A 12,230-nucleotide genomic window follows, 5' to 3' on the forward strand; every position below is an offset into this window, starting at 1 on the left:
GCGAGCGGATCACCGAGGTGGTGGATCACCTGATCCGCGCTGAAGAGTTCGAGTCAACGTTCGAGTATTCCGATCATGGAGAGGAGCCGGTGTGAGGCGTGAACGTTTCACCTGATGGTTTACAGAAGATTGTCACCTGATGGTTTACAGGTCAGGTGAGTGTTGAACGTCGGCGAAGCTTCATAATGCGAAAGTCGGATTCGTCGAGCCAGCCGAGGTGGCGGGGCCCGAAGTAGACCGCCCAGAGGTCGTCCGCGATTCGTTCGAGTCCGATCTCGCAACGGGCGAGTAGTTCGCTCACCCAGACGGTTCGGGACTTCCAGCGGATACCGCCGATCGAGGAGACCAGGCGCACCTCGAAATGGGCTGGGTAGGTCAGGGGCAGCGGTGTGGGCGTGTAGGATCGCTCCGAGGGTTCGTAGCATGCGGCGGGAGTCTTCTGGTCGAGCGCCTGGTGAGGCCGGACGTCGTTGAAGGTCCGGCGGAAGGTGTTGAACGCCGTCTGCTGGGCAGCGAGGTGTTTGCGGGCGGGCCGGGTCGCTTCGCGCTTGAGCGTGCGGTGCATACGTTCGTGGCGGCCGTTCTGCTGCGGCTTGCCGGGCTGGGTCAGCTCGGGGGCGATGCCGAGTTCGATCCACCAGACGGAGAGGCGGCTGAGGCGCCCGAGGGTGACCGCTGAGGCGAAGGGTTGTCCGTTGTCGGTGCGGATGCGGTCGGGGACGCCGTAGGTGCGGAAGAGTCGTCGGAAGACGGGCATCGTTTTGTCGATCGTGGGTCTTAGCAGGCCGCGGCAGTCGAGGAGGAAGCGGCTGTAGGCGTCCTGGACGGTGAGTGGGTAGCAGAGCTCCCCGTCCTGAGTTCGGAACTGGCCCTTGAAGTCCGCGGTCCACAGGGCGTTGGGTCGATCGGCGACGAAGGGCGTCCTCCCGGGCCGCTCGGAGTGGCGGCGAGGCTTGCGGCGCCGTACGAGGTCGTGACGCTCGAGGATCCTGTGAATCGTCGAGATGGACGGGACGGAATCGAACTCTCGCGCGAGGAGCGTCCGGAGCTTCGGAGCCCCCCAGCGTCGTCGCTTCCGGAGCTCGATGATGCGCTTCTCGATCTGGGGCGGTGTCGCGTGCGGGCAGGAGTGGGGCCGATGCGAGCGGTCCTCCAGGCCAACTACGCCGTCGTCTCTACGGCGGTCCACCCACTTATACCCGGTGGGACGGCTGATCCCGTAGCGCCGGCACAACTCGGCGAACGGCAGGTTGCTACGCTCGGCCTCGAAGACGAAGCGGGCTCGTTCGTCCATGATGGTCTGGGTCCTCCACGGCATTGGCGCCTCCTTGCAGGAGGACCTAGCCTACGCCGGGACCTGTAAACCATCAGGTGAGAACGATCTGTAAACAATCAACCCGGAACGTACCTAGCTCGCCGCCTAACAGCCGGCTTAAGCTGCCAGCGCGACCTGTCACGGCCCTGGCCGGGACGAGCCGGCTTGATCGAGTATACTAAATCTAGTATATTGGGTCGATATCAGACGCCCTCAAGCCGATTCTGTGGGTTGGATCCTCACTAGACGCTCTGCGGCGGTTCCCAGCGGCGGTGCGTCAGAACGTCGGCTACGCTCTCTACGTCGCGCAGAAAGGGGAAAAAGGGCGGGGGCACGAAGCCGCTCAAGGGAATCGTCACGGGAGCGGGTGTTCTCGAGATCGTCGAACAGCGAGAGGGAAACGCGTACAGGGCGGTGTACACGGTCCGGTTTGAGGGAGTCGTCTACGTCCTACACGCATTCCAGAAGAAGTCGCGGAAGGGGATCAAGACACCGAAGCAGACGATCGACTTGATCCGAGCGAGGTATGACTTAGCACAGCAGGACTACGAGACGAGAGAGACGAGATGAGCACGCGCAAACAGGAAGCGGTCCGAGGTGGCAGCGGCAATGTCTTCGCCGACCTGGGGCTTCCCGAGGCCGAGGAACTCCTGGCGAAGGCGGAGCTGGCTTCCCGAATAGGCCGGATCATCAAGGGGAGGCATTTGACGCAGGCTGAGGCCGCGACCGTGCTCGATACGACGCAGCCGAGTGTCTCGAATCTGATCCGCGGAAGGATCGACGGCTTCTCGATGGAACGACTGATTCGGTTTCTCAACGCGTTGGATCGCGACGTGGAGATCGTGGTCAAGCGTCGGCCACGCAGCCGGGCGGTGGCGCGGACTCGAGTAGCCCCCGCGTAGCTCGTCGGCCCGGGCGCTTCATCTAACAGGTCCACTGGCGGCGCTGCGCGCGGCGGCGCCAGTGGCCGAGACGTTATCTGACATCGTTTCAGCACCACCGTAGCTTATCTGCCAACGGACGGGTGCTGTGCAGCACAGTTTTCCAGTCGGCGGCATGACAAGCACGAGGGCCAGTTTCCGGGCCCGGAATCGCGGAGCACAGGATGGACCCAGGTAGCGCGCGGCTCGCGGTGGCGTCTCTCGGCATCACGGCAATGGTACTTGCCTCCTGCAGGCAGGCTCCCCAGCCACCCTCGGAAACGGAGCAGGTCGACACGCAGGCAGAATCGCTCTCGGGTGCCCCGGAACCTCTGGCGGAGCTGCGGCGGGGCATGAATGTGCTGTACTACGACCCCGGGTGGGGTGAGCGGGGGCCGATACCGCTTGGCGATACCGTTACGGCAGCCTGGCGATTCCAACAGTCACACTTCGAAGCGATACGCGGCGGCGGCTTCGACTTCGTCAGGGTGAATCTTCGCGCGTTCCCCCATATGGCCGTCGATTACGACTACTACACCATGGACGCCGAGTACGGCATCAACCCGGCGTTCCTCGAGCTGGTGGACTGGGTTGTGAACAGCGCTACGGAAGCGGGTTTGTCGGTCATTCTCGACGGCCACGACTATGAGGTCTGTGGGGAAAGCGCAGCCCTGTGCCGCCAGCGCCTCCTGTTCTTCTGGGGACGGATCGCGTCGCGCTACCAGGATGCGCCGCCTTCCGTGCTGTTCGAGCTGCTCAACGAACCGCTCGGTGAGCTGGACGTCGACACGTGGAACGCTCTTTTCCCCGAGATTCTCGCTGTGGTCAGGGAAACGAATCCCACACGCCGCGTGATCATCGGTTCGGTCAGGTGGAGCGACTTCAGCACGATTCCAACGCTCGAGCTGCCCGAGGGCGATCCCAACATCATCGCCACCTTCCACTACTATCATCCGACCCGGTTCACGGCGCAGGGCAACCCGAGGGTTTCGCGGAGGACTGGCGTCACTTGGGGGAGCGATGCGGACCGGGCGCAGATCGCATCGGACTTCGACACGGTGGCCGAGTGGTCGCGCCTGACGGGACGCCAGGTACTGCTCGGTGAGTTCGGTGTGGCGAGCCGCGTGCCGATGGACCTGCGGGTCGACTGGACCGCGGCCGTCGCGCGGGAGGCCGAGCGCCGCGGCTTCGCCTGGGCATACTGGGCGTTCCATGGCAGCCGCCCTGCTTGGGACGCGGACCGCGACGGCTGGGTTGAGGAGATCCACGGGGCCTTGATTCCGCGGACCCCGTGATGAAGACAGACGACGCTGGGCGCCGCCGCTCGTCACACACGCGTTAGACCTGTGCGGGCGTGCTTGGAGGGCTACGACGTCAGATAACTAGCAACGTTATCAAACATGCGCCTTTGGGTCCGGTGTGGTGGGCCAGCAGGCTGGACGTCCGGGTAGGCGAGATCCGAGCTTCTTGGCGCAGCTGGCTCACCGTAACAGCCTATCTTCGTCCTCCCTTCGATCCCGCGACGAACGCCCTGATCTCCTCCAACGCATCCTCGCGGAAGATGCTGTTGCCTTGCTCCGGCGGGTCCTCGAGCGCGTGCCCCGATCCCTCGAAGACCCGCACCGCGATGTTCGGCTTGCCCAGCGACCGAAGACGCGCGGCGCTCGCGGCGGAGGGCACGTTCGTGTCGAGCTCCCCGTACAGGACGAGCCCGTCCACGCTAAGGGCCCGCCAATGGGGCAGGACGTCGAAGTTCCCGACAGCGTCCCAGAATGCGCGCTTCGATCCCTTCCTCAGCGCGTACGCGGTCCCGATCGCCATGAGGTCCGACAGGCCGGGAAGGACGCCGAGCTGGCGGAGGTTGTGCGTCTCCTCATAGACGAGCAGCTCGTGCATCGGCACCGCAGCGCCCACCACGTTCACCACGAAGTCGACGCCGGCGGACCGGGCTGCCGCGAGGGGTGCGATGTGTCCCCCCTCGCTCAACCCGACGAGGCCGACGCGGGTCGTATCCACCCTGTCCTGCTCGCTGAGAAAACGGAGCGCCGCGAGCGCGTCGGTCGCGAGCTCCTCGTAGCTCGAGGTGCGCCAGTCGCCCCCGGACTGCTCCGATCCGCGTTTGTCGGGGAGGAGCACGGCGACGCCGCGTTCCCGCAGGTAGCTCACGAGGGTGAGGTACCACCCGTTGTCGCGCTGACTGGTGCCGGAGCCGTGGATGATCACGGCGCCCGGGAACGGACCGGGTCCTTCGGGCACGAAGAGCAGCCCGGCGAGGCGCAAGCCCGCCGCGGGGTTGGCGAAATCAACCTCCTGGTAGGCGCCGGAGGGGATCTCGGAGAGCCGTACACCCGAGAAGCGACGGTCGCCGATCGGAAGGAGCGCCCATGCCACCGAGACCCCCTGGGCCGCCGCCACGAGAATGACGAGGCCCGCCGCCGCTCTTCGGAGTCTCGCCTTCCCGCCGGACGATCGCTTCCCGCTCAAATCCCGCCTCCCGCCCTGGCTGGCACGTATGCTGTAATTAAATTACTCTGTACGCAGACGGCAACAAGCAGGGAGGCTCGCGGCGTGGTAGAAAGCGTAGAGCGGGGGATTCGGGCGAGACCCGTGGGGAGGGCGCTCCGCCTCGTCGTCGGTATCGCACTGACGGTGGAGGGTGGTCGCCATCTTGTCGGCACCAGTGCGGCGCTCATGCTGAAAACCGCCGGCGTCATCGTGGGCGTGGCGGCGTTTTACGCGGCGATGCATTTCGTCATCGACCGGTACTTCAGACGTCTCAACCCCTGGATCGGGGCCATGCTGGCGGTGGCTCCGGTGGCCGCGGTCTTTCTCATGAGCGACGCCCCGGGCCGGCTCGGATCCCTGATCTTCCTCGGTGTATCGTTGGTGCTCGCCTCGATCCGCGCCGACGGCGGCTGTGAGGTGATGACCGTGCCCGGGATGATGTTCGGGAGGCACACACACCTGTTCTGTCTGGCGTTCTCCCCCGTCGACTGGGCCGAAGCAACCTGGGCGGGACGGGGGACACACGCACATCCCTCGCGCGACTCCGACGAATGATCGAACGCGAAGACAAGGGGCTCTGGGCCACGATCCAGAAGAAGCTGAACCAAGCCGGTCTCGAGGTCGAGCTCCCTGACCTTTCGGGACTCGATCCGATGAACTGTAAGATGATCTGCATGCCGTTCGGGCTGTCCGCCTCACTCCGTGAGATGGCGCGGGAATCACGAGACAACGTGGTCATGGTCCGGGTGGACGACGAAACGGTGAAGAGCCTCGACGCCTGGATCGAGACGGGTGCTGTGAAGAGCCGCTCCGAAGCGGCCGCCCTGTTCATCCGGGAGGGACTCACCGTGCGCGCCGAGGAGCTCAGGGAGCTGGAGGACGCGCTCCGGGACGTCGAGCGGGCGAAGGAGCGACTCCGCAAGAAGGCTCGCACCGTGCTCCGTGAAGACGAGGAAGCGACGGAAGCCGAAGACGAGGGGTGAAGACCTGCTGACGGGTTGAGCGGGCCCGCAACGACCGGCCAGCCGATTCGTTACGTCGACGCTGGCGCGGGAGCCGTGGGCGCTCTGCGTGTGTAGGCTGATGAACGGACTGGCGGTGTGGGGCGGTGGATGGTGAGTCAAGCATGCGAGCCGCGCCGGTTCGCGGCAGCTCACGGATCGCTGGATGGCTTTCCGCCCACCTGCACCGCCCGCACGTTGTCGAAGCGCTCGCGCTGGATCAGTCTCAGGTGCGGGTCGATTCCGGCACGCGCCGGCGGTCGGGGGGGTTGGTGTGACGCGGATTCGGTGCTTCGGTCGTAGGAGGGCCCTACTTCACGTCTCGAGCGCCTATATCCCCCGACTCACCTCAGCACATGCGGCCGTACCAACTCCACCACGCGTCGCGACTGCTCCGCGGCCCGGGCGGCGTCGTCCGCCGAGTAGAACGCGGTCGGGGTGAGGTCCTCGGCGCCGTAGAAGGCGAGCTCTCGGTCCCGACGCAGTTGCCGGGAGATGTCCGCCAGGGCTTCCACTTCATCGGCGAGCTCGGCCGGGAGACGGGCGCGCTCGGCGAGGAGAACGTCCGACACGTCGTGAATGCGCGGTGGGTGGACTCCGACGCTGCGCAGGAGCCCCTTCAGAGCCAGCTCGACGAGCTCCTGCGACTCGCGAACGACGTCGGCCCAGCTCTCGGCCGCGGCCAGCACCTCGAGGGTCGTCAAGCGTACGGCCGCGCGGCGCACGTAGTCCCGGGCGAGGTCGTCGTTGCGCACTCAGCCGGCCCCCACCCAGTACGGCTGACCGTGGACCTCGCGCCGGATCAGCTCGCCCCCCTCCATGATGCGGCGGCGCAGCGCCAGCAGCGTTCTGGATATCGCGAGGTCGGGATCGAACAGAACGATCCCCTCCAGGGCGACGTCCGCCCACAGGGCCGAAATCGCCGCGCCGGCGTGCGGCAGGTGCGAGAAGTGGGCGTCGACCCGCCGGCCTTCCCACGCGAGGGGCTCCGCGTCCCACCTCCGGTACAGCGAGCGGTCGATTGCGGTCTGCTCGCCCACCACCACGAGCACATCCAGATCGGAGTCTTCCGTCGCGTCGCCCCGTGCCCAGGATCCGAACGCGACGACCCCGAGCGGTGTGCTGTCGAGCACCTCGGTGGAGCGCCCGAGAACCACGCCTCCCGGGCCGAACGACTGCGCCGCGGGAGACTCGAGCCGACCCGCGCAATGGGCGTTCAGCGACACACCGGCTTTCTCGGCCTCTGCGCGGAGTCGCGCGTGCAGCCGAGGGGCGATACGCAGCACGAACCGGCCCGATGGCATCACGGCGTGCTCTCTGATAGTATCATTTGCATTTCAAATAGTATCACTGTCGACGCGACCACGTCAACGCGCCTCGGCCCAGCGCCGCCTGTAACAGCAGGACCTCTCCACTCGTCCCACGGTGTACAAGGAGTGCATCGATGAGCAAGACGATTCTGGTCCTGGGCGGCGGCGGTACCAAGGGCATCGCCCACGTGGGCGCATGGCGCGCCATCGAGGAAGCCGGCCTCGCGGTCGACGAGGTCGTGGGCACCAGCATCGGCTCCCTCATAGGCTCGCTGATCGCCCACCGCATGCCGCTCGACGAGATGGAGCGCCGCGCGCGCCTGCTCCGCAAGGAGCAGATCATCGGCATCAACCGCTGGGCGCTCCTGTTCAACGGCATCCGCCAGGCGTCGGTGTTCCGCGACGACCCCTTCCGGGGCTACCTGGCCGAGGTGCTGCCCGCCGAGCGCTTCGAGGAGTTGCCCATCCCGCTCGCCGTGAACGCCGTGGATCTGGAGACGGGTCTCGCCGAGTGGTTTGGCGCGGACGGCCGCCACGACGTAACGCTGGCCGAGGCCATCTACGCTTCGAGCGCTCTGCCGCCGTTCTTCCCCCCGGCGACGATCGGCGGCCGGCTTTTCGTCGACGGCGGAGTCCGCGAGGTTCTTGCTCTGTCGCGAGCCAAGGAGCGTGGCGCGGACCTGGTGATCGCGATCGACGTGGGCGCGGGCCCCGTGAAGGACGCCCTCGACGTCGTGTCGAAGGGCATGATCGCCATCCAGCACCGGGTCAACGACATCGTGACCTACACGCGCCGCCAGGCGCGCCTGCAGCTCTGGTCGGGTGCCCGGCTGGTGTACGTGCGGCCGCGCCTCGACGGCTACTCGACTTTCGACTTCGACTCGACCGACTACTTCCTGGAAGAGGGCTACCGGGCGACATGTGAGGTGCTGAAGCGCCAGGGCATGGGGAGAAGGGCGGCCGGGTAGCTCGACTGCGAGACGTCGATACGCGCGGCGAGCAGTACCTGCACGGCGCGCGCATGATCGTCCGAGCGGACCCACAGACGAGCGGGAGACGCCGTGGACATGCCGACATGGGTGCTGCCGGCGTCGTTGATCTCCAACATCGCGTCGATCCCACCATCCCTGAGGAAGCCCTCGGCCATCTCCGCCTCGTGGCGGTAGGAAAACTCGGCGACCACCTTTGGGCTGTCGTTCGTGTCCATGCTCAGGATCGGAATTCGGGGACTGGTGTCCTAACTCTGCGAGGAACCCGGCTACGGAAGGTAATCGTGTGAAACGTTCGGGTCAGGTCGTACGATTCGGACCGTTCGAGTTCGACTTCGACGAGCGGGTCCTGCGGCGCGATGGGGAGCCCGTGCCCCTACAGCCGCAGCCGACGGAGGTGCTCGCTGCCCTTCTGGACAAGCCGGGGCGATTGGTCCCGCGCGCCGAGCTTCAGGAGGCCGTCTGGCGGTACCGCAGCGCCTCGCTCGACCCGGGACTCAATTTCCTCGTGCGCCAGGTGCGGCGGGGCTTGGGAGACCGCGCCAACCCTGCCGTGTACGTGGAAACCGTCCACCGCCGCGGCTACCGGTTCATCGCCCCGGTGGAATCGGCCGGCGCGTCGAGCCACGCCTCGTCTCCCTCCAACCGTTCGAGGGCCGTGTTTGGGTCAGCCGCGGCAGTCCTGGTGGTCCTTGCCGGTGCCTGGGCGGGTTGGGGTCACTGGAACAGAGGCGTGGCGGGCGAACTGAGCGGGGCGACACTCCAGGAGCCGACCCGCACCACCTTCGAGGCGGCACGCTGGCTCTATGAGCAGGGCGAGTTCGCGCGCAGCCTCGTTCGCCTGGATTCCGTGCGCATGGCGGAGCCGACCTTCGGGGAGGCCTGGTCACTGACCGCGCGCGCCCGCATCCAACTCGACGAGCTCGAAGCCGCGCGATCCGCCGCCGAGCGGGCGATCGCGATCGATGACGAAGACGCCGCGGCATACGATGCGCTTGGCGTCGCCCTGTTCTACCTCAGCCGAGGCGCGCTCGCCCTTCGGGCCTTCGAGCGCGCCGTCGAACTCAAGCCTCGAACCGCGCGCTACCGGCAGTGGTACGCCCAGACGCTCGCGAACGCGCTCCGCTTCGACGAGGCGATCTTCCAGTTGGAGGAGGCTCGCCGAGTCGATCCCGTGGCAAACCTCGTCGGGGTCGACCTGGCCGGGGTCTACCTGGCTGCGGGTCGCTACCAGGACGCCCTGGCCTTCTGCTCCGCCTCCCTGGAGCTGGCGCCGGACGGAGAGCGCTGGGCCCGGGACTGCCTCATGTCCGCCCACTATTTCCTGGGCGAATCCGGCCAAGCGCTAGGGCAGTCGCGCGGCCTCATGCGCCTCGAGGGGGCCACCGACGCCGAGGTGGCCGGGACGCGGAGCATGCCCGCGTACTTCTCGTGGGACCTGGCGAGAATCGACCGGGCACGAGAGGAGGGAGCGGGGTTCAACCCGTTTACCCGCGCGCGCGCCACGGCCCGGCTCCGGGACCGCAGGGCGACCCTGGACGGGCTCCAGCGTCTCGGCGCCGACCGCGATCCCGGTCTCCAGTGGGCGCCGAGGGACGCGTGGTTCCGTTTTCTGCACGGCGACCCTGAGTTCGAAGCCATCCTTCGCGAAGCAGGCCTTCCGGTGCCGCGGCCCGAGTCCCACCCCCGGACGTTGGCTCGTCAGTGACTTCCTGAGTCGATCAAGGCCTCCAGCTCCGCCATGGGCATCGTGTAGCGATGAGCCCGGACCAGGGTCGTCGCGTTGGGTACCGCCGACTTGAGGGCTCTCAGATTCGCGACCGCCAGGTCGTGGTAGTAAGCCCCCACCGTCGGAGGAATCGCCTCCGGGTTGAATTCGAACAGGTCGGCGGTAAAGACGATCCCCTCTTTGGGGAGGTACGCCACGTACATGTCATCGGCGTGACCCACGGGACCGATGTTGATGATCTCCAGGCGCGTCGTCCCGTCGTCGAACACGTGCCGATCGTCGACGATCTGGAAGACGGGCTCGCGCGGGTCCAGGCTCTGCGCGTCCGGATCCAGATCGAAACGGGCGCGCGCAAGTTGGTCGAAGTATGCGCGGTTGCGTGCGGTCGTCATGATGGGGATCCCGGCCTTCACGAAGGCCCGCATCCCGGCCACATGCTGGTCGTGGTGGTGGGTCGGGATCCCGACCCGGATCGGCTTCTCTCCAACCACCTCGCGGATCTTCTCCAGGACGTCGAAGGGGAGGCCGACCACGACGACCTCGCTCTCGAACTCGACGATCATCGTTTGAGTGGGCCCGTAGATGTGGACGTTGCCCGTGAGTGAGCGGAGCCTGCGGCCGGGGAAGGGCGTGTTTCTGATGATCTCGTAGCCCGGAGGCGGCGAGTAGACGCTGTCGGAGATCGCGGCCGACAGGTCGTACTCGTCGTACTGGTAGTCGTAGAACGTCTCTTTGTCCGAGCCAGCCGTGAATCTCCCGGGCACGTCTTGTCCGGCGACGGTGTGGTACCCGGTGATTCGCACTCGTTGAACGATGTCACCCCGCCGCGCGTCGACGGCCGGCCGCTCCAGCCCTACGAGGTGGCCGGTGTCCGACCTGAACAGGAAGATCCGGTAGCCGGAGAGCCCGGTCGCGTAGTGGATGCGGTCGACGGGGTGACCATCCAGCGTACCCTCGCCGACCCACGTCAGCTGGTCCCGATTCGCGGCAAGCTCCGCCACGATGAGATGGGGGACGTAGAACCTCGCCGAGCCCGCAATGGAGGCCGGCGCGAATCCGCTCGTGGACTTCCTGATCTTGGGGAAGTACAAGAACCGGCTGTCCGGTGTGTAGATGAAGGTGAAGTTCGAATTGCTGCCGTTCAGCGTGCTGTTGATGTCGGCGTTGTCGAAGCGCGATCCGTATGAATAGCGATCCGCCTTCTTCTGGATCGTGATATCGAGATGACGGGTGATATGCGGTGGGGAGCCGTTGGGGCTCGGGTTCTCGCCCGCGTATGCCGTCGAGTACGGACCGGAGAGTCGGACCCGCACCTGATCGAGGTCCGACAGTAAGCTCTCACCGCCCTGAGCGGCGATCGCGCGGTCCAGCACCTGTTTCGTCCTGAACGCGTCTCGCAGGGTGGCTGGGTCCTGCGCGCGAATTGGGCTAGCACCGCACAGGTTTGCGGCGCTCAGAGCAAGAGCCGCCCCCACGGTGTGCAATGCGTATCTCCGCCTCCGGCATCTTCTCATCTGCACCTCCGTTCGGACCGACTCGACCGCATCGCCTTGCGTGCCACGGGCGCGCTACGCGAACAGTTACGGGCGTTGCGTGAACAGTTACGGCCCACGATGCCCTCGCGGCGGTGCCGGACAAATGAGAGGCTTCTGAGAGGGTGCTTAGAGACGGATTGCGGCCTATAACTGCATACAGAACATGGACATGACCCCCGACGATGTCGGGAAGCCGATGGAGGACATCTTCGCGGACTTCGACCGGCTCGTCGTGCCTGCCACGGGTCGGTCGATTGAGTCTCGTGTAGTCTAAGTGTACTTTGAGTACATGGCCGTCAAGACAATCACCATCGACATGCCCGCTTACGATGCCCTCAAGAGGCGCAAGCGCCCGGGGCAGTCGTTCTCGGACGTCATCAAGGAGCACTTCACGCGAGGGGTCACGGGAGCCGAGTTGCTGCGCGCCCTGGTTGATCTCCCGGTCGACGCCTCCGCTCTCGATGCCGCCGACGAACTGGTGCGGGGCCGGGCGTCCGATCAGGCGACGGCGCCCGAGCTGTGACCCACCTCGATACCTCCTACCTGATCGACCTTCTTCGAGAGAACGGACGCGGGATCGAGGGTCCGGCTACCCGAGCGCTCGAGGAACTCTCGGAGGACGAGTTGGGCGTCTCGGTTCACGTTGCGTGCGAGCTCCACGCGGGCGCCGCTCAGTCCGCGGACCCGCAGCGAGAGCACGGACGGGTCGAGGCGCTCTTGTCGGCCCTGTGGCGGGCTGAGCCAGGTGAGGCGTTCCCTATCGCGTATGGGAGAACGCTCGCGAAGCTTCGTCGGCGGGGTGAGACCGTGTCCACCACGGACCTTCTCATCGCGACCGCGGCGCTCGTCGACGGAGCCGCGCTCGTAACGCGCAACGTGCGAGACTTCGAACGGATCCCGGGCCTCACGGTGATCTCATACTGACG

The 12,230-nt window shown here is 66.3% G+C and carries 14 protein-coding genes and 1 pseudogene; 9 read left to right on the forward strand and 6 right to left on the reverse strand.

Features of this window, described 5'->3' with window-relative positions; genetic code table 11:
- Window positions 1-151: 151 nt before the first annotated feature.
- Window positions 152-1,318 (reverse strand): IS481 family transposase, encoded by a 1,167-nt coding sequence (locus ABFS34_06540; GenBank protein MEN8375093.1) that lies wholly within the window; start codon window positions 1,316-1,318, stop codon window positions 152-154.
- A 197-nt stretch (window positions 1,319-1,515) separates the two neighbouring features.
- Here ABFS34_06540 and ABFS34_06545 point away from each other — a divergent pair.
- From ABFS34_06545 to ABFS34_06555, 3 genes and pseudogenes are all read left to right on the forward strand, one after another.
- Window positions 1,516-1,885, forward strand: a pseudogene (locus ABFS34_06545) (type II toxin-antitoxin system RelE/ParE family toxin).
- Window positions 1,882-2,217 (forward strand): helix-turn-helix transcriptional regulator, encoded by a 336-nt coding sequence (locus tag ABFS34_06550; GenBank protein MEN8375094.1) that lies wholly within the window; start codon window positions 1,882-1,884, stop codon window positions 2,215-2,217. Before ABFS34_06545 ends, ABFS34_06550 begins: the two are co-directional and overlap by 4 nt.
- 203 nt (window positions 2,218-2,420) lie before the next feature.
- Window positions 2,421-3,530 (forward strand): glycoside hydrolase family 5 protein, encoded by a 1,110-nt coding sequence (locus ABFS34_06555; protein MEN8375095.1) that lies wholly within the window; start codon window positions 2,421-2,423, stop codon window positions 3,528-3,530.
- 199 nt (window positions 3,531-3,729) lie between these two features.
- Here the strand turns inward: ABFS34_06555 and ABFS34_06560 are convergent, their stop codons facing one another.
- Window positions 3,730-4,719: an alpha/beta fold hydrolase gene (locus ABFS34_06560; protein ID MEN8375096.1), complete on the reverse strand. Its 990-nt coding sequence runs from the start codon at window positions 4,717-4,719 to the stop codon at window positions 3,730-3,732.
- Between the two features lie 123 nt (window positions 4,720-4,842).
- Here ABFS34_06560 and ABFS34_06565 point away from each other — a divergent pair, with 123 nt between their 5' ends.
- Together ABFS34_06565 and ABFS34_06570 are read left to right on the forward strand one after the other, a co-directional pair.
- Window positions 4,843-5,295 carry a hypothetical protein gene (locus ABFS34_06565; protein ID MEN8375097.1) on the forward strand — a complete coding sequence of 151 codons (453 nt, stop codon included), beginning with the start codon at window positions 4,843-4,845 and terminating at the stop codon, window positions 5,293-5,295.
- Window positions 5,292-5,723: a hypothetical protein gene (locus ABFS34_06570; protein ID MEN8375098.1), complete on the forward strand. Its 432-nt coding sequence runs from the start codon at window positions 5,292-5,294 to the stop codon at window positions 5,721-5,723. The genes ABFS34_06565 and ABFS34_06570 overlap by 4 nt, the downstream gene beginning before the upstream one ends.
- A gap of 362 nt (window positions 5,724-6,085) precedes the next feature.
- On the opposite strand, the gene ABFS34_06575 is transcribed toward ABFS34_06570, so the two are convergent.
- Window positions 6,086-6,496, reverse strand: coding sequence for a HEPN domain-containing protein (locus tag ABFS34_06575; protein ID MEN8375099.1), 411 nt, complete (start codon window positions 6,494-6,496; stop codon window positions 6,086-6,088).
- Window positions 6,497-7,045: a toxin-antitoxin system HicB family antitoxin gene (locus ABFS34_06580; protein ID MEN8375100.1), complete on the reverse strand. Its 549-nt coding sequence runs from the start codon at window positions 7,043-7,045 to the stop codon at window positions 6,497-6,499.
- A gap of 140 nt (window positions 7,046-7,185) precedes the next feature.
- Here ABFS34_06580 and ABFS34_06585 point away from each other — a divergent pair, with 140 nt between their 5' ends.
- A complete protein-coding gene (locus tag ABFS34_06585) occupies window positions 7,186-8,019 on the forward strand; it encodes a patatin-like phospholipase family protein (GenBank protein MEN8375101.1) in 834 nt (277 codons plus the stop codon).
- Here ABFS34_06585 and ABFS34_06590 read toward each other — a convergent pair.
- Window positions 7,959-8,258 carry a hypothetical protein gene (locus tag ABFS34_06590; protein MEN8375102.1) on the reverse strand — a complete coding sequence of 100 codons (300 nt, stop codon included), beginning with the start codon at window positions 8,256-8,258 and terminating at the stop codon, window positions 7,959-7,961. The genes ABFS34_06585 and ABFS34_06590 overlap by 61 nt on opposite strands.
- A gap of 68 nt (window positions 8,259-8,326) precedes the next feature.
- On the opposite strand from ABFS34_06590, the gene ABFS34_06595 reads away from it, so the two are divergent.
- Complete coding sequence (locus ABFS34_06595; protein MEN8375103.1) at window positions 8,327-9,748, forward strand: winged helix-turn-helix domain-containing protein; 1,422 nt, start codon at window positions 8,327-8,329, stop codon at window positions 9,746-9,748.
- On the opposite strand, the gene ABFS34_06600 is transcribed toward ABFS34_06595, so the two are convergent.
- A complete protein-coding gene (locus ABFS34_06600; GenBank protein MEN8375104.1) occupies window positions 9,742-11,142 on the reverse strand; it encodes an MBL fold metallo-hydrolase in 1,401 nt (466 codons plus the stop codon). The genes ABFS34_06595 and ABFS34_06600 overlap by 7 nt on opposite strands.
- A gap of 451 nt (window positions 11,143-11,593) precedes the next feature.
- Here ABFS34_06600 and ABFS34_06605 point away from each other — a divergent pair, with 451 nt between their 5' ends.
- The gene (locus ABFS34_06605; GenBank protein ID MEN8375105.1) at window positions 11,594-11,827 is read left to right on the forward strand and encodes an antitoxin VapB family protein; all 234 of its coding nucleotides are present in this window, start codon (window positions 11,594-11,596) and stop codon (window positions 11,825-11,827) included.
- Window positions 11,824-12,228, forward strand: a complete 405-nt coding sequence (locus tag ABFS34_06610; GenBank protein MEN8375106.1) for a type II toxin-antitoxin system VapC family toxin — start codon at window positions 11,824-11,826, stop codon at window positions 12,226-12,228. The genes ABFS34_06605 and ABFS34_06610 overlap by 4 nt, the downstream gene beginning before the upstream one ends.
- The last annotated feature ends 2 nt before the right edge of the window (window positions 12,229-12,230 follow it).

The sequence above is a fragment of the Gemmatimonadota bacterium genome, from assembly GCA_039715185.1.
In the GTDB taxonomy this organism is placed as follows: Bacteria; Gemmatimonadota; Gemmatimonadetes; order Longimicrobiales; family RSA9; genus DATHRK01.